This is a genomic window from Vibrio navarrensis (assembly GCF_000764325.1).
In the GTDB taxonomy this organism is placed as follows: Bacteria; Pseudomonadota; Gammaproteobacteria; order Enterobacterales; family Vibrionaceae; genus Vibrio; species Vibrio navarrensis.
Map to the genome: position 1 here is coordinate 2431711 of NZ_JMCG01000001.1, position 23205 is coordinate 2454915.

22 protein-coding genes and 3 tRNA genes are annotated in these 23205 nt (G+C 47.6%); 21 read left to right on the top strand and 4 right to left on the bottom strand.

Annotation, left to right across the window (positions count from 1 at the left end):
* The 11 genes from EA26_RS10805 to EA26_RS10855 are packed head-to-tail and all read left to right on the top strand — an operon-like array spanning position 1 to position 10088.
* Entirely contained in the window at positions 1 to 1323 is a 1323-nt protein-coding gene (locus EA26_RS10805; RefSeq protein ID WP_039427387.1) for a type II and III secretion system protein family protein, read from the top strand.
* Positions 1323 to 1784: an ATPase gene (locus EA26_RS10810; protein WP_039427389.1), complete on the top strand. Its 462-nt coding sequence runs from the start codon at positions 1323 to 1325 to the stop codon at positions 1782 to 1784. The genes EA26_RS10805 and EA26_RS10810 overlap by 1 nt, the downstream gene beginning before the upstream one ends.
* Positions 1784 to 2986: a CpaE/TadZ family protein gene (locus tag EA26_RS10815; RefSeq protein ID WP_081946408.1), complete on the top strand. Its 1203-nt coding sequence runs from the start codon at positions 1784 to 1786 to the stop codon at positions 2984 to 2986. The genes EA26_RS10810 and EA26_RS10815 overlap by 1 nt, the downstream gene beginning before the upstream one ends.
* Positions 2983 to 4248, top strand: coding sequence for a TadA family conjugal transfer-associated ATPase (locus EA26_RS10820; RefSeq protein WP_039427390.1), 1266 nt, complete (start codon positions 2983 to 2985; stop codon positions 4246 to 4248). The genes EA26_RS10815 and EA26_RS10820 overlap by 4 nt, the downstream gene beginning before the upstream one ends.
* A complete protein-coding gene (locus EA26_RS10825; RefSeq protein ID WP_039427392.1) occupies positions 4245 to 5162 on the top strand; it encodes a type II secretion system F family protein in 918 nt (305 codons plus the stop codon). Before EA26_RS10820 ends, EA26_RS10825 begins: the two co-directional genes overlap by 4 nt.
* Positions 5159 to 6037, top strand: coding sequence for a type II secretion system F family protein (locus EA26_RS10830; protein ID WP_039427393.1), 879 nt, complete (start codon positions 5159 to 5161; stop codon positions 6035 to 6037). The genes EA26_RS10825 and EA26_RS10830 overlap by 4 nt, the downstream gene beginning before the upstream one ends.
* Entirely contained in the window at positions 6030 to 7148 is a 1119-nt protein-coding gene (locus tag EA26_RS10835; protein WP_039427395.1) for a tetratricopeptide repeat protein, read from the top strand. The genes EA26_RS10830 and EA26_RS10835 overlap by 8 nt, the downstream gene beginning before the upstream one ends.
* A complete protein-coding gene (locus EA26_RS10840; protein WP_039427396.1) occupies positions 7145 to 7672 on the top strand; it encodes a TadE/TadG family type IV pilus assembly protein in 528 nt (175 codons plus the stop codon). Before EA26_RS10835 ends, EA26_RS10840 begins: the two co-directional genes overlap by 4 nt.
* A complete protein-coding gene (gene tadF / locus EA26_RS10845) occupies positions 7662 to 8243 on the top strand; it encodes a tight adherence pilus pseudopilin TadF (RefSeq protein ID WP_039427398.1) in 582 nt (193 codons plus the stop codon). Before EA26_RS10840 ends, tadF begins: the two co-directional genes overlap by 11 nt.
* Before the next feature lie 2 nt (positions 8244 to 8245).
* Positions 8246 to 9520 carry a TadE/TadG family type IV pilus assembly protein gene (locus EA26_RS10850; RefSeq protein ID WP_052079721.1) on the top strand — a complete coding sequence of 425 codons (1275 nt, stop codon included), beginning with the start codon at positions 8246 to 8248 and terminating at the stop codon, positions 9518 to 9520.
* A 1-nt stretch (position 9521) separates the two neighbouring features.
* Complete coding sequence (locus EA26_RS10855) at positions 9522 to 10088, top strand: OmpA family protein (protein WP_226973763.1); 567 nt, start codon at positions 9522 to 9524, stop codon at positions 10086 to 10088.
* Between the two features lie 131 nt (positions 10089 to 10219).
* Here EA26_RS10855 and EA26_RS10860 read toward each other — a convergent pair whose 3' ends face one another.
* Both EA26_RS10860 and EA26_RS10865 read right to left on the bottom strand, forming a co-directional pair.
* Positions 10220 to 10690: an RES family NAD+ phosphorylase gene (locus tag EA26_RS10860; protein ID WP_039427402.1), complete on the bottom strand. Its 471-nt coding sequence runs from the start codon at positions 10688 to 10690 to the stop codon at positions 10220 to 10222.
* On the bottom strand, positions 10690 to 11142 hold the full coding sequence (locus EA26_RS10865; RefSeq protein WP_039427404.1) for an Xre family toxin-antitoxin system antitoxin: 453 nt from the start codon (positions 11140 to 11142) through the stop codon (positions 10690 to 10692). Before EA26_RS10865 ends, EA26_RS10860 begins: the two co-directional genes overlap by 1 nt.
* A 224-nt stretch (positions 11143 to 11366) precedes the next feature.
* Here EA26_RS10865 and EA26_RS10870 point away from each other — a divergent pair.
* The 10 genes from EA26_RS10870 to EA26_RS10915 all read left to right on the top strand — a co-directional run bounded on the left by EA26_RS10870 (position 11367) and on the right by EA26_RS10915 (position 21266).
* Positions 11367 to 11440: transfer RNA gene (locus tag EA26_RS10870), tRNA-Cys, on the top strand.
* 259 nt (positions 11441 to 11699) lie between these two features.
* Complete coding sequence (locus EA26_RS10875) at positions 11700 to 14318, top strand: glycoside hydrolase family 31 protein (protein ID WP_235425322.1); 2619 nt, start codon at positions 11700 to 11702, stop codon at positions 14316 to 14318.
* A gap of 166 nt (positions 14319 to 14484) precedes the next feature.
* Positions 14485 to 16014, top strand: a complete 1530-nt coding sequence (locus EA26_RS10880; protein ID WP_039427407.1) for an ABC transporter substrate-binding protein — start codon at positions 14485 to 14487, stop codon at positions 16012 to 16014.
* The gene (locus tag EA26_RS10885) at positions 16007 to 16951 is read left to right on the top strand and encodes an ABC transporter permease (RefSeq protein WP_039427408.1); all 945 of its coding nucleotides are present in this window, start codon (positions 16007 to 16009) and stop codon (positions 16949 to 16951) included. The genes EA26_RS10880 and EA26_RS10885 overlap by 8 nt, the downstream gene beginning before the upstream one ends.
* Entirely contained in the window at positions 16948 to 17742 is a 795-nt protein-coding gene (locus EA26_RS10890; RefSeq protein ID WP_052079723.1) for an ABC transporter permease, read from the top strand. The genes EA26_RS10885 and EA26_RS10890 overlap by 4 nt, the downstream gene beginning before the upstream one ends.
* Positions 17739 to 19163 carry an ABC transporter ATP-binding protein gene (locus EA26_RS10895; protein WP_039427409.1) on the top strand — a complete coding sequence of 475 codons (1425 nt, stop codon included), beginning with the start codon at positions 17739 to 17741 and terminating at the stop codon, positions 19161 to 19163. Before EA26_RS10890 ends, EA26_RS10895 begins: the two co-directional genes overlap by 4 nt.
* A 489-nt stretch (positions 19164 to 19652) precedes the next feature.
* On the top strand, positions 19653 to 20384 hold the full coding sequence (locus EA26_RS10900; RefSeq protein WP_039427411.1) for a siderophore ferric iron reductase: 732 nt from the start codon (positions 19653 to 19655) through the stop codon (positions 20382 to 20384).
* A 255-nt stretch (positions 20385 to 20639) separates the two neighbouring features.
* Positions 20640 to 20726: transfer RNA gene (locus EA26_RS10905), tRNA-Leu, on the top strand.
* Positions 20727 to 20741: 15 nt separating this feature from the next.
* Positions 20742 to 20815, top strand: a tRNA-Cys gene (locus tag EA26_RS10910).
* Positions 20816 to 21011: 196 nt separating this feature from the next.
* Positions 21012 to 21266: a nitrite reductase gene (locus EA26_RS10915; protein WP_039427412.1), complete on the top strand. Its 255-nt coding sequence runs from the start codon at positions 21012 to 21014 to the stop codon at positions 21264 to 21266.
* 42 nt (positions 21267 to 21308) lie between these two features.
* On the opposite strand, the gene EA26_RS10920 is transcribed toward EA26_RS10915, so the two are convergent.
* The gene (locus EA26_RS10920; RefSeq protein ID WP_039427413.1) at positions 21309 to 22097 is read right to left on the bottom strand and encodes a lipase family protein; all 789 of its coding nucleotides are present in this window, start codon (positions 22095 to 22097) and stop codon (positions 21309 to 21311) included.
* A gap of 62 nt (positions 22098 to 22159) precedes the next feature.
* Positions 22160 to 23116, bottom strand: coding sequence for a sensor domain-containing diguanylate cyclase (locus EA26_RS10925; protein WP_039427415.1), 957 nt, complete (start codon positions 23114 to 23116; stop codon positions 22160 to 22162).
* Between the last annotated feature and the right edge of the window lie 89 nt (positions 23117 to 23205).

Below are 23205 nucleotides of genomic sequence, written 5' to 3' on the forward strand. Positions count from 1 at the left end.
ATGAAAAAATCGCTAATTTGTTTGCTAACCACCACATTGTACTTTGTTTCTTACGTCGCGCACTCATCGGAGTTGATGAACTTAAATCAAGGTTCGGCACAAACCATCTCATTAAAGCGCCAGATATCTACGGTGTTTGTAGGCGATCCAACGGTCGCTGACTACAAAATTATCGATGAAACCAAAGTTGTGGTTTACGGCGTCGGTATGGGAGCCACATCAATTATCGTTTATGACCGTAGTGGTAATGAGCTTTACAACACCGAAGTGGTGGTGAATAAAAGCCTGCGTCTGCTCAAGCAAACCTTGATTGCCCGTTTTCCTGATGAAACGGTCAATCTCACCAATGTTGGTGAACAAGTGGTGCTAGATGGCGTGGTCAGCAGTGAAGAAGTCAAAATTCAGATCTACCGCACTGTCGGTGAGATGCTGAAAAAGAGCGTTACTCGCAACACGGTCAGCTTAAAAGATGGGGACGGTTCTGGTGATAGTTTGGATTACACTGCCACTTATGTTTACGAGCAAGTGATCAACAATCTGAAAGTACTGACCACCGAACAGATCAACGTTAAGTTAACCGTCGCGGAAGTGTCGAGCACGTTCTTAACCGAGTTGGGCGTTTCATACAGTGATTCAGGCCAATCGGGTCGGTTTGTCAATAAACTGCTTGATTTTTCTGCGCAAGATATTGTCGCAGTGATCACCGCCAGTGGTGATGATCAAATTGGACGCGTGCTGGCAGAACCTAATCTTTCGGTGATTTCGGGCGAGACAGCCAGCTTTCTTGTCGGCGGGGAGATCCCTATCGCTATTCGCGACGAAGATGGTATTACCGTTTCTTATAAAGAGTATGGCGTTAAGCTGTCGATGGTGGCTAAAGTCACTGACTCTGAAAACATTCGCTTGTCACTGCTGCCTGAAGTCAGTTCGATTGATGAAGAAAAGAAAACTTCAACTGGTTTGATCAATGTGCCTTCACTGAGAACTCGTAAAGCGCAAACAACCGTGCAACTCAAAGATGGCCAGAGTTTTGTGCTGGCAGGGCTGTTGACCTCTGAAGAGCGTGAGTCGCTAAGTAAGATCCCGCTATTGGGCGACATTCCGATTATCGGCGCACTGTTTAGCCATACCAAATCCAACCAGACCAAAACCGAGCTGATCATTGTTGCCACGGTGAATCTGGTTGATCCGGTGAAAACCGAAGACATCAAGTTACCGAGTTTCCGTCGAACCAGCGATGTTGAGCGTTTGCTGCGTATCGATCTCTCATCAATGAATGAGCCTGAACTGGAAAATACCCTGAACAAAGGAGGATTTAACTAATGAAAATGTGGAGTCTTGTCATCATGGCCCTGCTTTTATCGGCCTGTTCCGGCGTAAACACCTCTAACACCAGTATGATGGAACAGTTGCAGGAAACGTATGAGTTTAACTCGACAGGGAAAGCACATTCCGTCAATAAGGCAATCTCTTTTATTGAAGAGGTCAACCAACGAGAGCCAAAAGCTAAGTTCAAAATCTATTACCAGCCAGCAGCCAGCGAGTTTATAGATCAGCTGCTGGTGCAACTGAAAAATTCTCAAGTCAGCAAAAACCGTTACGAGTTGGAAGTTGCGAGCAGCGAGCAGAAAAAAGCGGTCTTGATTCAGGCGCAGTATGTCCACATTCGCAGCCAAGAGTGTGGCTCGTTGGCGTTTTCCAATAAAGATGAATATCGCTTTGGTTGTTCATTAGAGCACAACCGCAATATCAGCTTGGCTAACCCATTGAAGAGTACTTACTGATGATGGATTTAGATAACTTATTTAAAGGTTCTTCCTCAAAACGTAGTAGTGCCAATACAGCACAGGATCTCATCGTTTCTGACGATGCGGCATTTATCCAATCGGTGGAAGAGTTATACGCAATTGAAGGTTTCGCAAAACCACTGCAAGTGAGCGAAATTGAACAAGAAACGGTGTGGAATCGTAGCGATGTCACGCTGAGCCACGTGATTCTCGATATGCGAGATAACCACAGCATGGTGCAAGAAGTGTCGGATATTGCTACGCGCCTTGATGTTAGCATCAAGTTGTTGGTTATCAGCAATTTAGATTCGATTAAAACTCGTGACAAAGTTCAAGCATGTGGTGCCAGCTACATTTTATGGGATGAAGAGCTGGATGGATTACTTGCCAGCTTAAAGCGCGATATTGCCGATGCTTCAAAGAATGGTAAAACGCGCGTGGCCAAACGTATTTTAGTGCTGGGTACTAAGGGTGGCATCGGGGTTTCGTGTATCAGCAGCGTGTTGGCGAACTCTTTGGTTCACAGTGCCAATTTAAAAACCTTGGTGGTGGATCATGACTCAGGCGCAATGAATGGCGACATCTTTCTGGGTGTGAAAGGCTACAAAATCAAAGAAAACAGTATCGACTTGAACCAGTCTGAAGTCGACTCAGCGATCGCCGCTACCTACTTGTGCAAAGTGACCGATAAACTGGATTACCTGGCATTAGAAAAGACCTCGGCGTGTCTTAACGATCATGCTTCAACGCTGTTCAATCTCTCTTCAGAACTGATTGATAAATATAATTTTATCATTGACTCGGTGCCGATGAGTTCGTTTGAAGAAGTGCACGATCAAGACTTGGCCGAGAAGTATCACCGCATCTACTTGGTGTGTGAGCCATCAGTATCGTCGCTGCGCGCGTACAACCGTTTCAAAAAGAAAATGGGTAAAGCTGAGCATCAAGTGGTTTTCAGCATGACGCGCCCACAAAAAGATTACCTCGTCACGCTGAACAATGCACGTGAGCGCATCAAGTGTAAATCTTCTCTGGATTTTCACTACGAGCCGGGGCTTGAGCAAAAGCTTATCCAAATGGGAACCACTGGGCTGATGAAAAGCAAATATGCTGCCACCATCGCAGAGATGGTCGCCAGCCTGACCGGTAAACAAGTTCAAACCAAAAACGCCAAGAAATTTTCGCTGTTTAAGAAATGAATCAGTTAAAGCAGATCTATCTCGACTTACGAGACGAAATTTTTGATGCCATCGATGCTTCATCGCTGATTGAGATCAGTAACGAGGAGCTGGCCGAGCAGTTAACCGAATCCGTCAACATTCTGATCGACAAAAAGCAGTTGCAAGTCAGTTCGCTTAAGCGAACCGAACTGGTGAAAGCACTGTATGACGAGTTGAAAGGGCTTGGGCCGCTGCAAAAGCTGGTCGATAACGATGACATCTCCGACATCATGATCAATGGCCCGTATGACATCTTTATCGAGATCGGTGGCAAGGTTGAAAAGTCACCGATTCAGTTCGTTAACGAGAAGCAGCTCAACACGATTGCAAAACGTATCGCTTCCAATGTCGGACGTCGTATTGATGAAACATCGCCACTGTGTGACGCACGTTTGCAAGACGGGAGCCGGGTAAACATCGTTATTCCGCCACTGGCGATTGACGGTACATCAATCTCTATCCGTAAGTTCAAAGAGCAGAAAATCAAACTGGAAAACCTTGTCCAGTTTGGCGCTATGTCGATTGAGATGGCCAAACTACTCTCTATCGCTAGCCATTGTAAATGCAACATCCTCATTTCTGGCGGTACAGGTTCGGGTAAAACCACCTTGCTTAACGCGCTTTCCGGCTTTATCGGTGAAGGAGAGCGTGTGGTGACGATCGAGGATGCGGCAGAACTGCAACTGCAAAAGCCGCACATTGTGCGTTTGGAAACCCGCCAAGCCAGCGTGGAAGGGACAGGGCAAATTACCGCGCGTGATTTGGTGATCAACGCCCTGCGTATGCGACCAGACCGAATCATCGTCGGTGAGTGTCGTGGCGGCGAAGCGTTTGAGATGCTACAGGCGATGAACACTGGCCACGATGGTTCGATGTCTACACTGCACGCCAACACCCCGCGAGATGCCATCGCCCGTACCGAAAGTATGGTGATGATGGCGACTGCGTCGCTGCCGCTGGAGGCGATTCGCCGTACCATCGTCAGTGCTGTGGATCTGATTGTGCAGGTCAGACGTCTGCATGATGGCAGCCGTAAGGTGATGTACATCAGTGAGATTGTTGGTCTGGAAGGGGACAACGTGGTGATGGAAGATATTTTCCGTTACGAAACCACCGGCCAATCGGAAAACGGCAAAATTGTCGGCGAGTTTCGTTCCCCAGGCTTGTCTAAACGCTCAGTGATCTATGAGCGGGCCCGTTTCTTTGGCTTGGAAGAGACGGTGAGGGAGATCTTTGCATGAAGTGGCTCATGGTGCTCTCTTGGGTGGCAATCGGTCTCTATTTCCTAAGCCACAAGCGCAAGCAAGATAAGACAATTCGCCGCATCATCGACTTTGAACAAGATTTCGAAGGGGTGAAGGGGCAAAAAACGGTCATTGATGCGCAGAAATTCGACGTCAGTTTGAAATCGAAAATCCGCCAGTCGATAAAAACGTTCATCACGATTTTACAACCAGAGCCAGTTAAGAAAATTGCCGCATTTTTGTTGGTTTCGGGGGTGTTTCTTTATCTGGTGAACGATTTCGTGCTGCGCAAGGATATCTTTCAAGTGATGCTGTTTGGCCAGCCGCCGCTGTTTGTGGTTTTTATGGTCAAACTTAAGCAGGCCAAAGCCAACAAATTTAAAGAAGATTTCCCAGATGCACTGAATATTCTTTCTGGTGCGCTCTCTTCTGGGCAAAGTATCGTGCATGCGTTTGAGTATGTCGGTTTGCAGCTCGACAACGAAGTGGGGCGCGAATTTAAACTCATGTCTGAACGCTTGCTGATTGGTGAGGATCCTGACGAAGTGTTGGCGCGCAGCAGTGCCTCTTTTCCATACGTGGAGTATTTTTTCTTCGCAGCAACGATTCGCATCAACTTAAATCGTGGTGGTCAGCTAAAAGAAGTGATTTCCCGCATTAACCGTTTGATGTTTGAAGCGCGAGCGGTCGAGAAGAAGAAAAACGCGCTGACTTCCGAAGCGCGCATGTCGGCCAAAATTATCGCCAGCCTACCCATTTTCTTTTTAATGATTCTGAAGTTCACCAGCCCGGAAAACTACGACTTTGTGATGTTTCAGGACGGTGGGAAACCGATTTTTTACTACGTGCTGAGCAGTGAAATCATCGGTTTTATCTGTATTTGGATGATTCTACGCGGGGTGCGGGCATGAACTTTTCCTTACCTCTGCTGCTGTTTGCGGTGGTGGCGCTGGGGATCTCCGTCGCACTGGCCTTTTTTGCGCTTAAAATGTGGGATGAAACTCGCGCTGAGCTGTCTGTGCGTAAGATCATCGGTTCGACAAAGGAACAGCAGAAGCGAACGGACTTTTTACTGCTGATCGTCAAACGCTTCAGCTTCAACAAAGAAGAGACGAAGAAGAAGTTGGTCGCGGCGGGCATTTACAGCGATTTTATTGCCCAAACTTACTACCTGTTCAAAATTGGCCCGTTGTTTATCACGGTTGTTGGTTGCATAGCAGCCTACAGTGTCCAAGCGATTGGAATCAACGAAGTAGTTCTTATTGGGGCGGTGGCGTTGATCTTGTTTGTCGCAGGCCCAGATATGTTTATTTCGTCACGAGCCAACAGCATCACTCGTCATGTCAGCTCTCGTCTGCCTTTCCTTTTGGATTTGATGAATGTGTGTGTGCATACCGGCATGACGATTGAAGCGTCACTCGAGTATTTGGCGAAAGAGCTGCAAACCGTCGATAAGTATCTTGCGCATACTGTCAATGCAACGGTGCAACGCTCAAAAGTGGTCGGGATAGAAAAAGCATTGGAAGAGTTCCAGCAACTGGTGCCTTCGAGTGAAGCACAGAGCTTTGTGATGACACTGGTGCAGAGTTTGAAATTTGGTTCGTCGGTGGGGCAGGTGCTGGCCACATTAGCGACCGATATTCGTCAGCTCAACATGATGGAGCTGGAAGAGAAAATAGGAAAGCTCGGCGCCAAAATGTCGATTCCTATGATTGTTTTTATCATGGTGCCAATAATTATTCTGATTATTGCTCCAGGCATTATGAGGATGTTAATGAATGGCTAAGTGGATAATCAAAACCGTAATTCTGATGTGGCTGGTTGGCTGTGCCAGCATCAGTAGTGAGTTGCAAACCAAGGAGCGTTTGTTACTCAGTTCGGGCGAAAAGCAACAACTGGTTGAGTTCTATAAAGCGAACCTGGCTGAAGTGCCTCAGTATAAGGTCAAACTGGTTAATCTCTATCTGGAGATGGACGATGTCAAATCGGCTGAGCTCTACACCAATACCTATACGGCCGCAGACCTTGATCAGCCCGAGTACATCTACAGCTTAGCCAATCTGAACTATCAGAAGAAGCGTTACGATTCGGCGCTGCAAGAGATGGAAAAGTATCTCGATGAAGGTGGTGAGGAGTCTGCTTACTATCTGTTGGTCGGCAAGATTTACGCCCAGCGCAAAGAGTACGCTTCGGCGATCGAAAACTTTGAGCAGAGCCGTAAGCATGGTGCATCCGACAGAGAAGCGGGTAACAACATCGCTGTGGTTTATCTGCTGCAAAATCGCTATGTCGAAGCCACCGAACTGCTGTATGACCTCTACGTGGCAACCCCCAGCGATAGCAAAGTGCGCTCGAACTTGATTATTGCCTCTGTACAGGCCAATCGTCCAGATATCGCCTTGGAAGTGCTTAAGCATGAGAAAGGCGAAGAAGATGCGCGAAAACAGTTGGCTGCGCTGATGAAAACCGTGAACAAAGGGAAAAAACCTGTGCAAACACAAACCATGCCTAAAACCCAAGACACGACAAGAGCAACGGTTATGCAAACCGCAGAGGTCAAGGCAAGCAAACCTGCAGAAAAAGTCGCTGCGCCCACGATTCCTGTTGCGAGTAATGTGCTCACACCGTCAAAGTTGGATGTGAATAATCTTAAACCGAGTGCGCCGTCACTTTACCGTATTCAGGTATTAGCTACTTATAAAGCGATCCCAAGTGATTATCTCAACTTCCTTAAGGAAAACTACGGGATGGTTTACTCCTACACACACGGCTTATGGAAGCGTTACTGCATTGGTGAATTCAGTGACATTGAAGAGGCGAAAGCTTTCCTCAACAGTTTGAACATTAAAGGCGCTTTTGTGGTTGATTACACCAAGAAAAGGTACGTGGAACTATGATCAAACGGCAGAAAGGCGCTCTCACCGTTGAAGTAGCGATGGGGTTACCCATCCTACTTATGATGTGTTTTTCTTGGGTCGAAATTTGTCTGCTCAGCTATTCGATGAGCATCTCTGATCACGCGTTAACCGTATCGGTGATTCGGACCAAAAAACTGGGCAGCGCCAGTTCAACAACGACGGTTGCGTATCAAAAAGAGTTAGAAAAGCACATCAACCAGCAAGGGGGCGTTGCGTGGAAATATTTGGCCAAAGAGGGCTCGGTCAAAATCCATGTTGATTACTTTAAAGACTATCAAGACTTTGTGATCTGCAATACCGACTACGAAGACGTTGAACAGTGCCCGAAAAAGAGCCGTCAACCGAAGAATATGGCGATTGCTATGTACCGGATGGAATACACCTATAACACCCTTTTCGATGGGCTGTTACCGGATTTTAAAGTGCGGCGCGAACTGATGGCTATTCAAGAATATGAACGATGTGCCTTTAAGATTGGTCAAGGAGCTGGGTGTGAAAGCTAAACAGAAAGGGGCATTTATGGTCGAACTGGCACTGGTCCTGATGTTTTTCTCAGGATTGTTTGTCGCCGTCGCGAATTACGTGGTCGCGATTAACACCAAAGGCCAACTCGAAAGAGCGGTTTACTCTATGACCACCATCATGTCTGAGCGCAAGCAGTTGTTTGGTGGCGAAGTGGACATCTGCTTTGGTTCCGATGCGCGTTGCAATGAGACCAAGCAAGTTATGAATCGCTTAATGATGGCATCGCTCAAACGTATGATGCCAAATTTCGACCGAACTAAGTTAGGGATTCAGATTGAGCAGTTGACCGTAGAAGGGGACAACCCGCGCAACTTCAAAAAGAAATATCGACAACTTCGTGATGGCGTGGTGCAGGGCTGTCAGCTACCGAATCTTAACCAGATGAGCAAGGAGCAAGCGCTTGAGCTGTTGCCGATCACGTCGCACAACCGCCGCTTGCCCATGTATCAGGTAACGCTGTGCTACGAAACGCCATTCAATATTTTTGGTTTGGCGGACGGTGATGTGGTTCGCACGATCGCCACTTCCTTTTCATTTGCGCGGGTGTAGATATGAGCTTAAAAAAACAGCGTGGTGTTGCCGGCGTCACCTTTATGGGGTTGCTTCCTGTACTCATCATCATCATGGTTTTTTCGATGCAGATGACGCAGCGCCACATGGCACACACCAAAATTATTGAAGCGGCAGAAGTAGCGAGTCTCGCGCTCATTGCCAGCCCCAAAGAGAAAGACGAACAAAACCAAGAGTATGCACAGAAAATCGTCGATCAGTATGTCACAGACAACAAAGGTAAAGTTGAAGTGGCGGTATTTAACCGCCGCTGTGAATATCGTGATGGTTGTGTGCAGCGCAGTGGTGAATTGGCGCCGTTTACCGACTTTGTGGTCTCGGCAAAAACCTCGCATGACTCCTGGATCTCGTATGAGAGTATGGGGCTGACAAAAGAGTTTGATGTTGCGGGTAGCTCGATCTCTCGCAAGTTCCTGCCACAGCCTTTAGACATCTATTTCATTCTCGATATGAGTGGATCGATGACGGGCACTTGGGGACGCAGTGGCAAAACGCAGTATGATGTGGTGGTTGAGACGATTAACCGCATTGTAGAAGATCTGCGCGAGTTTAAAACGGATAAGAAAAGCCGAGTGGCGATCGTCGGTTATCACCATACCTCAGTACAAAAAGTGGGGAACAAGCGTACCGCTTTCGACTATGCGTTTTATCGCACGCCGGGAGAAACGGTGAAGAAAATGTTTTCTCCACCTCAGGTGAGCAGCTATGACTACTCTACAGAGATCAAAACCTTTGAAGATATTCCACTGACCGATGACTATGACGCTTTTCTCGCCCAACTTAATGGTGCGAATTACTATGCTTCAAAATATGGTTTAACAGAATCGTGGCAAGGCATCATCGGTGCGGCGCAAATGGCAGACAAAGCCACCGATCTGAATCCGGAGCAGGTCTTTATTTTGCTTTCAGACGGTGCGGATGGTGATTTTCAACGCCATTTTTTGGTCAACAATCGTTATGACACCGTCACCTTTTCCAATTACCTAAATAGACTGGTTAAGTTGGGGTTATGTGAAAAGTTAAAAGAACGCATTTCGCAAAAACGTAATGTGTTCCAAAGCAAAAATGCCAGTGATACCGCCTCAAAAACCAAAGTGACCATGGGGGTTATTGGAGTGAATTATGCGGTTAAAAAAGAAGATGGCATTGGCGATTGCTTTGGTCATGACAATATTTATCACGCTCGTCAAGGTAGCGATGTTTATAAATATATTCTCAATCTGATTAATGAAGAAACAGGTAGACTTAAGGATTAAAATGAAAAAAACACTGCCTATTTTAGTGATGGTTGTTCTATCAAATTATGCGTATGCAAACTGTGTAAATACGTCGGAAGAGCAAATTACCACCAAGACGCTGTTATCAACACATTATAAAACGACTCAATCTGAAGGGACGATCTTAGTTGATAACAGCCAAACGGATGAGCGGGTGCTGAGCAAAGATATCAAGACAGTGCAAGCGAAAAACAGCAGCGAACACTGCTTTTTCGACGAGAAAAAGATGTCGTTAGTGCTCAATTATCAGCACAACAAAGCAGCCTTAACCAGCATTCATCAAGAGGCAATTAAGAGTTACATCGGAATCGCGGATCCTAACCGCAAGATTCTGGTAGAAGGTCATGCAGACAGCACGGGGTCTAATGATTACAACCAGCGTCTTTCTGCCAAGCGTGCTAACTTAGTTGCCCGTTATTTGCAAACCGATCTTGGACTGGGTAACCGTATTGTTGAAAAAGCGTTCGGTGAATCTACGCCGATTTGCGCAGCTGAAGAAAATAGACAAAACGGTTGTAATCGTCGAGTAGTCCTAACGCTGGAATAAAGCATGGGCTTTTTAGCCATAGTATTGTTCATCATTATTATGTGTGGCGCTCTTAGCGGAATATAATTTAATGCATAGAAAAGGCACACGAATTTCCACGTGTGCCTTTTATTGTTTTTAAAAAAGATAGCTTATTTAAATATCCGCTCATCAAAGGAGAATTCTAATTTCTCCGCCTGCAGAAATATATCGCTCATCGATGGATGATTGGGGTTAACCACATAATTTTTATCGCGTGGAGAAATGGCAGAAGGGACCTGCAACGCCGCAAATTGCGGCTCGGCAACACTGAGAAACTGGTCGCCAATAATCTGCGTGGATTCAGCGGGAGGAATGGCGCGCCAGTTGCTTGGCAAATCTTCTGTCGCAAGGGTGGCAATCAGTTCATCGGGCAGTTCGATGCGATAGAGATCATACTGATGGCGGATGTCGGGGCCTTGATTAAGGTGAACAAAAACCTCTAAGCAGCACAGCGATTCAGATTCGGCAAAATAGAGAGCTTCGCTTCCTTTTGAGTTCCAGCGTCCGCCAAATAATTTGGCTCCAATAGGGTCAAAAGGGCTGTCTGCAAAACGTTTTTGCGTTAAACGATAGAGTTTCATCAGGTAAAAACACCATGTTGCACTCGCCCGATAAGATCCTTTACTTGCTCAAAATCCACCGTTGTTGCCACCATATCCAGAGGGCGTTTGCCGCCTAAGCCGTAGACAGACTCACGCATCCATTCTAGAGCACGTTCTTCACTCTCGAACAGATCGCTTGCCAGTTTGATCAGCATTGCCAAACGGTACATAACGTCACTCTCTTGGGTGCTAAATCGCTCCTGCTTGGCCAGTCTGCGTTTTATAGTACTGAGTGGAATATGGGTAATCGCATGAAACTCACTCTGGGACAGTTGGGCTCTTTGCAAAATATTGCGATAAATGTCCGGGGTGAAACCTTGGTGTACCGACTCGTTTCTCGCCATTTCACTGCTTTCAATGCCCATGTCAAACCAATAACCGCCTTGGTAGTTGGCTTGGGGTTTAAAGGTTTGGAAAGCGCTTGCACTCATACCATTTCCTTTTTGGGTTCATATGGTCTTAAAATAATGGTTCAAATGAGCCAAAAAATCAAGCGGTGGATAAAAGTGCAATGAGGGCAAAAGAGCATCGCTTTGGCGTAAATGACAGCAAACAAACGGGTGGTTGCTGATTTTGTTTGACTCTCTCTGCTCAATCGGTAAAGTAGCGGCCAAGCGGGTTAGGGCACTCCTAATACGTTGAATTCAATATCAAAGGCGCGTTGGCAGAGTGGCTATGCAGCGGATTGCAAATCCGTGGACCTCGGTTCGACTCCGGGACGCGCCTCCATTCTCTCTTAAGTTTCTTCTCTTCTTACACTAAGTTTGTTTCCTCTTACCTATACATCTTCTTGTTTCACCAACATTATTATCGTCATCACACTTTTTGTTGTCTCTTTCTTTTCCCGTGTAAGAAGCTGCGGCATTCTTACCGTGAATGAGCGTTTTGATATAGATATTTTTTATATCATGTGCGGTTGAAGCTATTTCTGCTTCGAGACGCGGCTTTATATACTAGCGATAAAATAACGTCTCATTGGATATTTATTGTGAAAACAACATTAATGCCGATCAAGCTGATCAGTCTGTGCCTGTTGGCGGCGTGCGCGGATACCAGCCAGCAAAGTCGCGACTTTTACCTGCAAGGCATGCCAAGTTATCAACTCTCTGCTGCCGATGTATTTCGCCTCAATAAAGCGTACCCAGAGTTAAAACTCACTCGTCATTTACGTCCCCTGTTTAATCAAACATTTTATTCTGAGGGAGAGTTTAAGCACGCGTTAACTCAATATCTGCCGGCGGAGCAAGTGGCAACCATCTATCCATCCCTACAAGATAAAGCATTGCTTGCAGCAGAATCGGTTCATATTTCTGTGTTGGCCGATGATGTGCTGAGAATTCGTTTTGGCCAAACACAAGCACAAACCAACGAGCTGGCCGATTTCGATGCGCTAATGCAACCATCCACCTTTCATGTCAGTGAAGATGGCGTGACAACAGCGAAACTGAAAGCTGAGGTGGACGGCAGGACGTTGTGTGTGAAAGTCAGTAAAAGCAATGGCGACGCGGTTAACGAGCTCTGCCCAAATGGCGATAAGCAAATTTCTCTGCGCACAGTCAATCATTATGACTATCAAGGGTTGGGACAAGAGTTTCAGCAGCCCGGTGTGGTGGATGGGCGCTGGAATGGGCGTGTTCGCCAGTCGGGTAATCAAATGAGCGGCTTTAACGGCGGTGCAACGGGCAATACTCAGTTCCCGATTTTGTACGCCGCGAGCAGTAAGCAGAGCGACTTTGCTTTGTATCTCAACAACATTTACAACACACGTTGGGATTTTTCCCAAGAAACCGTGACCATCAAACCGGTTAAAGGTGAGCGTGACTTGCTGTTGATGGTGGCGGATGAGCAAAAAACGCTGCGTGAGCAATACATGTCACTGGTTGGCAAGCCGTTGGTACCGCCGCGTAAAATGTTTGGTTTGTGGCTCTCTGAGTACGGTTTTGATAACTGGCAAGAGATGGATGACAAGCTCGCGACGCTCCATACCAACCAGTTTCCCATTGATGGCGTGGTAATGGATTTGCAATGGTTTGGCAATGTGCAAAGCCATGATGAGAATAGCCATATGGGCACACTGCGTTGGGATGAGGAAAACTTCCCGCAGCCAAAACAAAAAATTGCGCAACTGAAACAGCAGGGCGTTAGCATGATGCTGATTGAAGAGAGCTACGTCAGCTCGGGCCGAGAAGAGCATCAGCAGATGGAAGCCAAAGGCTTTTTAGCGAAAGATCCGACTACGGGCAAAGCGATCAATACCAATCCTACAGGTGGTGGCCATTGGTGGGGTAAAGGCGGGATGATCGACTGGATCAATCCAGACGCGGGGCAGTTTTGGCACGAATGGAAGAGACAACCTCTAATTGACATGGGCATCATCGGCCACTGGACCGATCTTGGTGAGCCGGAGATGTACAACAGCAAGGGGGTGTACTACCAAGACAAATCACACGACGACATTCACAACCTCTATAACTACGACTGGCTCAAAAGCATCTACCTTGGTTATCAGCAGGGCCACAATACCCAACGACCTTTTATGATGTCACGCTCCGGCGCACCGGGAATGCAGAAGTTCGGCGCAGTAATGTGGTCGGCGGACATTGGCTCTAACCTAACCAGCCTTGCCGTGCATGCAGGTCAACAGACCAATATGATGCTCTCAGGAATGGATTATTACGGTTCGGATATCGGCGGTTTTCACCGCGGCGGCCTAGGTGTCGCACCGGATGAGATCCCGCGCGTATTGAATGAAACCTATACCCAATGGTTTGCTTACAGCTCAATGTTCGACGTGCCTGTTCGTCCTCACACCGAAAACTTGTGTAATTGTAAGGAAACGGCTCCGGACAGAGTGGGCGATCTCGCCAGTAACCGCGACAACATTGAATTGCGTTATGAGTTGATCCCATACCTCTATTCACTGGCGCATCGTGCGCATCAATACGGAGAAGCGGTCTTTTCCAGTGTGGCGTATCAGTTCCCGAACGATGAAAACGCCGCTAAGGCCACGGCAGAAAAAATGGTGGGCGAGTCACTACTGAGTAGTGCGGTTGCGCAGCTTGGCGCAAAAGAGACAGCGCTCTATTTGCCCAAAGCGCACTGGTTTGATTATCGCACTGGTGAGGATTTGGGTCTGTCGTCTGGTGAACGCAAATCTTTTGCGCTCTATCAGCAAGGACAATACCGTTTGCCGTTGTTGGCGGCAGAAGGGGCGATTATTCCTTTTGCGCCCAAAGAGCACGGAGTTTCCAGCCAAGTACCGACTCAGTTAGGGGTGAAAATTTTTGGCCAGCAAGACGCAAGTTTTACTCTGTTTGAAGACGATGGCGTAAGTCAAGCGTACTTAAACGGCGAGATTCTTCGTACAGAGCTATCGGTCAAAGTACAACCTAAACAAGTGCAACTGCACATTCGCACGCAAGGCGATTACACTGGCGCACCCGAAAAAAGATCGATGCGCATTCTGTGGGCGCTGGATAGTAAAGAAGTGCAAGCGGTGCAGCTCAATGGTCAGCCACTGGATTCATGGAAAAGAGTCGGTCACTGGTTAGAGATTGACACGCCTGAGCTAGCAACAGCTCAAGAGTATTTGGTCACTGTGCTTTAGTGCCCGACAAAGCTTGCCTGCCATCGGTGGGCAAGTGTTCTTCTTTACCAACGTCTTCTCTTGTTCGCTCATCTCTCCCTGATAAATAAAAACTATTTTCATTTGTTTTGCTTTCTTTTGTTATGTTATAACATATTTTTATATTTTTAATCACCATAGAAAAGAAATGAAAAAAATCGTCGCTCTACTGGCAGTGGTTGCCATAACTTATTTAGCTTGGAGTATCTCCAGCTCTAGCCCGGAGAATAACCGTTTAACCATTTCAGGTCCGTTTGAGTTTCACGGCATGGATATGTCTAAAAATGGATATATTTTCAGCCGCTTAGGCATCACACAATCGTTGACTCAACTCGAAAGCAATGGAGAGATTGCGCCGTTACTGGCGCAATCTTGGCGTCGCAATGAGCAAGGTACACGATGGGAGTTTTTGATTAGAGAAGGGGTCAAGTTCCATGACGGGCAGCCTCTGACGGCCGAAGATGTGTCAGAGTCACTTCAACGCGCACTGAAAAAACCGGGCGTGTTTGCTAAAGTTCCGGTGGCCCAAATTGAAGCCAACGGTCAGCAACTGGTGATTGAACTGACCTCACCTTATTTCCCGCTGCTTAACACCTTAGCGCATTTCAGTTTAGGTATTCTCTCTGCCGACTCATTCGACCCGGAAGGTCGTATTGTCAAATTGAATGCGACTGGGCCTTACCAGTTGGACAATTTAGTGGTGCCGCACAAGTTGAGTGCCAAACGCTTTGAATCGTTTTGGGGCAAATCGGCGAAGATTGCGCAGTTAGACTATGTGGCAGGCCACCGCTCTGAAAGCCGTGTGCTTGAGCTGCAAAGTGGCCAGTCTGACATCGCCTACTCGATTGATGCTATCAGCAAGCAAAACTTGCAAAGTGCTAAGAATGTAAAGGTACAAAGCGTCAATTTGCCACGGACGATCATGTTGAAGCTGAATAACCAGCACCCCTTGTTGTCTGAGACAAAAGTCAGACAAGCGATCAGCTTGGCCGTGGATCGCACAGGCATTGCCCAAAGCATTCTATACGCGCCAGGCAGTGAAGCTTATCAACTGTTTAGTCAGGCGCAACGAGCGTGGCATATAGAGCAACCAACCGCGAAACGTGATGTGGCGCAAGCGAAAGCACTGCTCGAAGAGCTGGGTTGGGAGAAAAATGCGCAAGGCTGGCTTGAGCGTCAAGGGCAAGAGTTCGCGCTTAAATTGACCACTTACGCCGACAGACCAGAACTACCACTGATCGCGACCGCGTTACAAAGCCAACTGGCGGAAATCGGTATCCGTTTGCACGTCAGTATTGATAACTCCAGCGTGATTCCGGCAGGTCACCATGACAACAGTTTGCAAATGGCGCTGGTGGCGCGAAACTTTGGCCTGACTGGCACACCGCTGCCGCTTCTCTATCAAGACTTTAGCGATGAAAAAGGCAGTGATTGGGGCCACATGAACTGGTATTCACAACAAGTTCAGCAAGATTTAACCGAACTGATCTCGACCGCAGCAGGTGAAAATCAGCGTGAATTGAGTCAGCGTGTTGCTCGTGTATTGGCAACAGAACTGCCTGTTATCCCAATCGCTTACAGTAGCCAGCACGTCGCTTTTAATCAGTCACTGCAGGGATTGCACTTAGACCCATTTGAGATTGACTATCGTCTGTCGGAGTTGCAGTTCCATGATTGACCTGCTGCTAAAACGGCTGTTACAAGCGGGTTTTGTCGCTTGGGCAGTGGGCACTATCACCTTTGTGATGATGAAACTGCTTCCCGGTGACATGGCCTATCGGATTGCGGCAAGCCGCTACGGCTACGATTTTGTTAGCCAAGAGGCGGCCCAAGCGGTCTCTGTGGAGCTGGGGCTGGGGCGCAGTGCGTTTGAACAATATGTGGCTTGGTTGTGGGAGTTATTGCACTTAAATCTCGGCCACTCCTTGGTCAGTGAAGAAGCCGTCAATGAACTGCTATGGCATCACCTTGGCTATAGCCTGATCCTCGCTATTGCCGCACTCGCACTTTCCTTGTTTATCGCCTTTCCGGTCGGTGTCTACTGTGGTCGATATCCGGGAGGGCGCGTGGACAAGATGGTGTTGTCGCTTTCGGTGCTGCTGCGTTCTGCTCCAGTATTTGTGGTTGGGTTGGGGCTGATCATCCTCTTTGCACTGCAACTGGGTTGGCTGCCAGTGCTGGGATTTGGTCGACCAGAGCATGTGGTTTTACCAAGTTTGGCATTGGCACTGACGCTGGCGGCACTCTCTAATCGGATGATAAAAAACGAAGCGTACTTGGTACTACGTTCGGCCTACTACCGCTTCGCACGCTATAAAGGGCTAGATGAGGTACGAGCGTACGAACGTCACGCGCGCTTGAATATCGCCCTGCCATTGATTGCCTTTATTGGTGTGCAAGCTGTGGGCTTAATTGAGGGGATTGTGATGATTGAGTCGCTGTTTGCTTGGCCGGGCATCGGCCATGCGTTGTCACACGCTATCTTTGCGCGAGATATTCCGGTTATTCAAGGAGCGGCGCTGGTAATGGGGCTTTTGTTTGTTGCGATCAACACAGCGGTGGATTTGGCTCAATATATGCTTGACCCGCGTATTCGACAGGAGAAAGTCGTATGACGAATCTCAATCTACGCTACCTGTTTAGTGGTGCAATTCTAGTTCTTTTGATGAGTTTTTCTATCTACATAAAGTGCTTTTCCAACCATGATGTCGCTGCGCAGAATTTAAGCCAAGTGTTTCAATTTCCGTCTTGGTCCGAGCCACTCGGCACCGATCATTTTGGCCGTAGCAACGCCGCTCGTTTAGCAGACGCGATTTGCAACTCAGTGGTGATCGCTTTGGTAAGTGTCACTTTAGCCGTCACCGTCGGCCTAGTTACGGGCGTGATATCGGGTTGGTTTGGCGGTTGGTTTGATCGAATCGCCTCGGTGTTGGTTAACATGGTGATGGCTTTGCCCGGACTCGTGTTGGTGCTACTTCTTGGCGCGATTGTGCCTGGATCTTACGCTTTTTTACTGTTTGGTATCGCGGTGACCATGTGGGCTGAGTTTTTCCGCGTGATCCGCAACAAAACTCAGAGGCTAAGCAAAGCCGATGAATTTGAAAATGCGCGTCTACTGGGTTTTGGTCGTCTGTACCGTTTTCGCGTACATATTTGGCCCTATTTAAAAGCGGATGTCTTTACCTTAGTCTGCTTTGGTGCAGGCAATGCGATTTTGGCCCTAGCAGCACTGGGTTTCTTGTATGTCGGTCTTCGTCCGCCTCAAGCCGAGCTAGGTATGATGATGGTAGAACTGTTTCGCTATTATCAGGTCGCACCTTGGGTGCTTATGCAACCCGTTCTAACTCTTATGTTGCTGATTTTTAGCTTTTATTCTCTGGCTCAAACGAAGGAGCGTTTACGATGAACATTCTCAAAGTTGACGCGCTTGCGGTGAAACAGGGAGAAAAGACGGTGGTTCAGCCGCTCTCTTTTGCCCTACAAGAAGGTCAATCCATTACCATTCTTGGTGAAACGGGCTCCGGAAAAAGTTTGTTTGTGAAAGCTATTTTAGGAGATTTACCAGCGAGTTTTGCCGCTGAGGGGGAGCTCTATCTTGGCGATCTTCCTCTCTCAACGCTTACCGCTCAGCAGCGCGAGCAGTTGTGGGGCAGAGAGATAGCGGTTTTGCCACAAGAGCCGCGTTTGTCACTTAATCCGTTGATGAAAATAGAGCAGCAAGTCAGCGAAGTGTATCGCTGGGTGAGGGGAATGAAACGCGCTGAAGCTAAGGCGCAAACTGAGTGTGCATTTGCTGGTATGCAGCTTGATGAAGCTCAGCAAAAGCACGTGCTAGAAATCTCCGGCGGAATGGCTCAGCGCTGTGCACTACTCTGCGCCAAAGCGGCGGGAGGCCGGTTACTCATCGCTGATGAGCCGACAAAAGGATTGGATGAGCAAAGCAAACAGCAAGTGATCGCTGCGCTGCGTGAAGTAAAAAGACGAGGTGCGTTGATCACCATCACTCACGATTTGCAGGTTGCCGAAGCACTGGGAGGAAAACTTTATGTATTGCGACACGGTCATTGGCTCGCCAAGGAAAAGACGTTCGAGCAATGGCAATCGGATCACAGCGATCACTATTCGCAATCTTTAATTCGAGCTAGTCAGGCTGGTGAGGCAAAACCCACAGCGTGTTTGGCTGAACCTTTACTCGATGTGCAACAGCTAAGTGTCGGTTTTAAAGAGAGAACTTTGATTCGCGAACTGAGTTTTTCATTGCGTAAAGGGGAGGTGATTGGCTTTTCCGGTCCAAGCGGTTGTGGTAAGTCGACCCTTGCTGATGTGCTGCTTGGATTGAAGAAACCACTCTCGGGCTCGGTTGTTTATCATCAGGACTTTCTGCTTGGTAAGCGGTTGAAATTGTACCAAGATCCACCGCAATCTTTTTCACCGCAGTTAAGTTTGTATCGACAGTTATTGGACTTGTGTCAATTACATGGCATTGAGCCGAATCTGATAGAACGTTATGCGCAGCAGTTGCACATTGCTGCGGACATTTTGCCGCGTACTTCGGAGCAAGTGTCGGGCGGTGAGCTACAGCGCATTGCGATTTTGCGTGTGCTGCTCTTAAAGCCGACCTTGTTGATCGCCGACGAGCCGACCACGCGTTTAGATCCGCACATTGCAAGAGAGACCATGGAATTGCTGATCCATACCACGCAATCGATAGGCTGTGCACTAATTTTGATCAGTCACAGCCATCAAGAACTTGAGCGTTATTGTCACAAAAGGCTCCGCTTTAGCGAGCGTTGTGATGACGTAACTTTAGAGAGTTGCGTGTCTTAAAGCCTCGCTAGTCTGGGAAATGTGGCTTGCTGTGACAAGCAGGCCACAAACCAAGTCCATTGTGAGTAAGTGTGTGGCCGTTCTCGTTCAGTCGCTCATACTTCAAACGTACCCAAGATCTGGATGCATTGCTCTGCCACTTGTTCACTTTTGCCGCTTAAATGAGCGGTAACAATCGCCCCCTCCTTTAAAAGGCACATGGCATCCAGCAATAGCGGATTTTTGCTTTGCAAGTGATGCGAGATGATCGCGCGAACCTGCTGTTTATGCAGAAGACAAAAGCGAGCGATCTCACTGTCTAAATCACTAAACTCCGCCGAGGTATTGATGAAAAAGCACCCTCTGAACGTGCCGAGTTGCGGCTCTTGGTGGGTAAACCAGCTTGCAAAGCCGCGGAACTATCAAATCTTCATTAACGAGAATGATTTGCAATAACGTGTGGGGTTGCTTATTCTCTTGCCATACATTGTTCGGAGTAAGATCAGCAAGATGAGTTCTCCTGCGTTTTTTGCACGGCTTTTTCGCCATTCGAAGGCGATCACGCCCTATTTACATGGTGAGATAAAATCGCTGGCGGAGCGAGATAGGGATGCTTCGCTTATCTGTATCGAGCGCTCTAGCTCAGACACTATTCGCCAGCTCTACGAGAGTTTGCAGCAAGCACATCCTGAGGCTGGCGCTGCTTACTGGTTGACACGCACTTGGACGCTAGTTTGCTGGCAGCCAATCTTTGTTGCCTTTACTGCCATTTACACCTGTCGCGGTCTGCCGAAACTCTCTTCGATGGCGCAGCATGTTCAACCGAGTTTTATCAGCGGTTATCAATTTACCTCCACCGAGGTGTGGCAGGGCAGTGAAGAGGATCTCATTGAGCGAGCAGGACAAGAACTCATGCGGCTGTTTGATTATTTTCGTCTAGAAATGAGTGAGTGGACGCGCGTTCGCCCCGGTTTTACCCAGCATCTTTTTGCCGATGGCCTGTTGGGATGTTTAGTGAGGCTCAGTGAGCAGCATCCCGAATTGTCGGGCGAATATTTACTTCAACATGCGCATTTGTGGCTCAGAGCCTGTGGACTTCCGGAGAAATTGGCTAGCTCGCTCAACTATCAAGCTGGAACAAAGCAACTCGCCTTAGTGCGTACCAGTTGCTGCTTGGTTTACAAATGCCAAGGGCGTCCGCTTTGCCGCGACTGTCCACGTCATCCCGACAACAAACGTTAAGGATATGGTGCGATGACTAAACGCTGATGATTGGCACCATAATCATGGGGTGAGCAAAGTTTCGTGGTTCAGTGCTGGTTTGTTTAACCCTTGCGCAGATTGCTTGACGAATAGACTCTCTGGAGCGCTTTTTAAGCAGTTGAATCAATTAAAGTAAATTTCTTGTTGACCTAAAAACTTAATCCGTTAAAGTACGCCTCGTTCTCACGGCAAAGCTCGTAAGAACAGATGGTGTCTTCCATCGCAGTATGCGTTGCCCTGGTGGTGAAATCGGTAGACACAAGGGATTTAAAATCCCTCGACTTTCGAGTCGTGCCGGTTCAAGTCCGGCCCGGGGCACCATCACATTTCTTCAGAGGCGCGTTGGCAGAGTGGCTATGCAGCGGATTGCAAATCCGTGGACCTCGGTTCGACTCCGGGACGCGCCTCCATTTATCTCTTCAATCTCTTTTTCCAATTGGTTTTGCACTGTCTCTGTAACGAATCTCCAACCCCTTTTTCTTGCCAATCTCTAGACCATGATTTAAGCAAAACTGCCAACTGAACAGTCAGTAACGGCTTGTATTTGATAATATTTGGTTATAAATTGTTAGCGACTTATTTATAAAACGGTTTAGGAAGTAAAGCATGGAATCGCTCGCAAACGTTTTGGTTGTCTTCATCATCTTCGCCGCCATTTTTGGCAGTGGCATGTTGAAAATTGTGCTCAATCACAGGGAAAAAGTAAAAGCGCTCGAACTGACAGACACACGCAAGTCATCAAGCAGTGATCATGACGAGTTGCGTTTGCAAGTTGAAAAGTTGACTCAGCGCGTGGTTGTACTTGAGAAAATTGTCACCGACCAAAAATACCAACTCGAAAAAGAGATCGCTTCTTTGTAACGGTTACTCAGGCCAGTTTGCTGGCCAGTTTTGTCTCTGCTGTCAGCGCTCATCAAAAAAATCTTTATTTCTAATGTACTTGCTCATCAGATGATAAGAAAAGGGCCTTAGGATCCAACTGAGTAGCGAGCGCCCAAGCCTCTCATAGGTTGGCGTATTCTCGTAAATGCGCCCGTTGTACAGCCAAAGCATTTTACCAGCATGCCAGTAAAGAAAGGGGACGGGCGGCATAAAGGTGACGATATCGAGATCGCAGCAGATGCGGTAGGTTTTGTGCGCCAAAGTGTAATGGCGTGGAAAACGCCAGTCGCCAATCGCAGGCTGACCAAAAGTGACCACACGTTTGATGGATTTGGGGTACTTGTGCTCTAGATAGTCTGCAAAAACACAACCAATCGCCCCTCCTGATGAATGGCCAGTAATGGTGATGCGTTTTCCTTCAAATAACAGTGGTACAACCGTTTGTTCAAGCTTGTCTAACACGCTCATTCCGAGCGTATCGGCATTGCGTGATGGTTGGCTCTCTTGATGTAACAGATGGTAAAAACCAGCATGGATACGGTAGGATAGACCTAAATGACGGCAACTTCTCGTCCATAATGCAAAGTTAAGCAGCCAGTCACTAAGACTGTGAGAGCCTTTTATCACCACCACCGCTTCATCTGAGTCTTTACTCCACAACACTCGAATCATGGTTTTACCAAACTGGTTTTTGATAATGCGTTGTCCGTTTGGATCAAACCCGTAGCGAGTCTGTTTGAATACTCTCGGGTAGGCAAGGCTGCACAGCACGGCATAACGTTCATATTGATAGCGTTTTAGCGGCTTCACAAAAGATACTCTACGGGAATCGTGCCGATAGCATATAAAGCGTTTGTGAAAATTACATGACCTCAATCATTGATGTCGACAAAGGCGACGCTGTTTTTACCGCTTTTCTTCACTCGATACATGGCGGCATCGGCTTTTTCATAAATATCATCAAATGGCTGGCCCGCGCCTTGAAAGAGGCAAACACCAATACTTAATCCAATGGAAACTTTAGGCGCAAATTCAAACGGCTTAGAGAGGCGAGAAAGAAGCTGATCGCAGATGTGCATTATCTCGCTGCGTTCAACGTATTGGCATAGCATCACAAATTCATCACCGCCTAAGCGGCCAATTTGGCTGTTTGTCTGCGTCACTTGTTTGAGGTATTGCGCAACGGCAATAAGGACGCTGTCACCCGTTTTGTGCCCCAGTTCGTCATTGACGCTTTTGAAGTTGTCCACGTCAATGAAAATAAGCGCCCAGCGTTGATCACTAGATACGCTTGTTTCGGCATAAAATTGTTTTTCGAGCGCACTGCGATTGAGCAATCCAGTCAACGGATCGCTGTCTGCCAGCTTAGCGAGCTGCTGCTCGTAGCGCTTTTCTTGGGTAATGTCGATGTGCGTGCCCATCATTCGTAGGGGAGCGCCGCCCGCATCGTATTCTACTACCCGGCCTCGATCAGAAACCCAATTGTCGCTGCCATCCTTATGAACCATGCGATGAACAACCTGATATAAGTCGGTTTTTCCGGCCAAATGGTCTTCAAAGGCGCCTACTGCAAGATCGTAATCATCAGGATGTAACTTGCTTTTCCAAGTCTCGACGGTGGCGGTTAATTCGTGCGATTGATACCCGAGCATTTTCCCCCATTCCATATTGAAAATAGTGAGTGTGCCCGTTGGTACATGTTGCTCCCACAAACATAATCCTGTGCCGTCTAAGGCAACATGCAGTTTCTCCTGAAGCCGAGCGTTTTCCTGCTTCAATTGTTGGAGTTCTTTCTCTAACTGCTTAATTTTTAATAAATACTCTTCCATGGTCCACACCGATAACCTGTGTCTTATCAAAAATGAAAACAAGTGGCACTAGGCTATTCCGTTCACATTGGGCAAAAACTGTAAAAACG

Coding starts and splice junctions, on each gene's coding strand:
- EA26_RS10855 (WP_226973763.1), top strand. CDS start 9,522: ATGAAAAAAACACTGCCTATTTTAGTGATGGTTGTTCTATCAAATTAT.
- EA26_RS10835 (WP_039427395.1), top strand. CDS start 6,030: ATGGCTAAGTGGATAATCAAAACCGTAATTCTGATGTGGCTGGTTGGC.
- EA26_RS10815 (WP_081946408.1), top strand. CDS start 1,784: ATGATGGATTTAGATAACTTATTTAAAGGTTCTTCCTCAAAACGTAGT.
- EA26_RS10880 (WP_039427407.1), top strand. CDS start 14,485: ATGAAAAAAATCGTCGCTCTACTGGCAGTGGTTGCCATAACTTATTTA.
- EA26_RS10915 (WP_039427412.1), top strand. CDS start 21,012: ATGGAATCGCTCGCAAACGTTTTGGTTGTCTTCATCATCTTCGCCGCC.
- EA26_RS10820 (WP_039427390.1), top strand. CDS start 2,983: ATGAATCAGTTAAAGCAGATCTATCTCGACTTACGAGACGAAATTTTT.
- EA26_RS10890 (WP_052079723.1), top strand. CDS start 16,948: ATGACGAATCTCAATCTACGCTACCTGTTTAGTGGTGCAATTCTAGTT.
- EA26_RS10830 (WP_039427393.1), top strand. CDS start 5,159: ATGAACTTTTCCTTACCTCTGCTGCTGTTTGCGGTGGTGGCGCTGGGG.
- EA26_RS10865 (WP_039427404.1), bottom strand. CDS start 11,142: ATGAGTGCAAGCGCTTTCCAAACCTTTAAACCCCAAGCCAACTACCAA.
- EA26_RS10885 (WP_039427408.1), top strand. CDS start 16,007: ATGATTGACCTGCTGCTAAAACGGCTGTTACAAGCGGGTTTTGTCGCT.
- EA26_RS10840 (WP_039427396.1), top strand. CDS start 7,145: ATGATCAAACGGCAGAAAGGCGCTCTCACCGTTGAAGTAGCGATGGGG.
- EA26_RS10850 (WP_052079721.1), top strand. CDS start 8,246: ATGAGCTTAAAAAAACAGCGTGGTGTTGCCGGCGTCACCTTTATGGGG.
- EA26_RS10925 (WP_039427415.1), bottom strand. CDS start 23,116: ATGGAAGAGTATTTATTAAAAATTAAGCAGTTAGAGAAAGAACTCCAA.
- EA26_RS10860 (WP_039427402.1), bottom strand. CDS start 10,690: ATGAAACTCTATCGTTTAACGCAAAAACGTTTTGCAGACAGCCCTTTT.
- EA26_RS10805 (WP_039427387.1), top strand. CDS start 1: ATGAAAAAATCGCTAATTTGTTTGCTAACCACCACATTGTACTTTGTT.
- EA26_RS10895 (WP_039427409.1), top strand. CDS start 17,739: ATGAACATTCTCAAAGTTGACGCGCTTGCGGTGAAACAGGGAGAAAAG.
- EA26_RS10900 (WP_039427411.1), top strand. CDS start 19,653: ATGAGTTCTCCTGCGTTTTTTGCACGGCTTTTTCGCCATTCGAAGGCG.
- EA26_RS10810 (WP_039427389.1), top strand. CDS start 1,323: ATGAAAATGTGGAGTCTTGTCATCATGGCCCTGCTTTTATCGGCCTGT.
- EA26_RS10825 (WP_039427392.1), top strand. CDS start 4,245: ATGAAGTGGCTCATGGTGCTCTCTTGGGTGGCAATCGGTCTCTATTTC.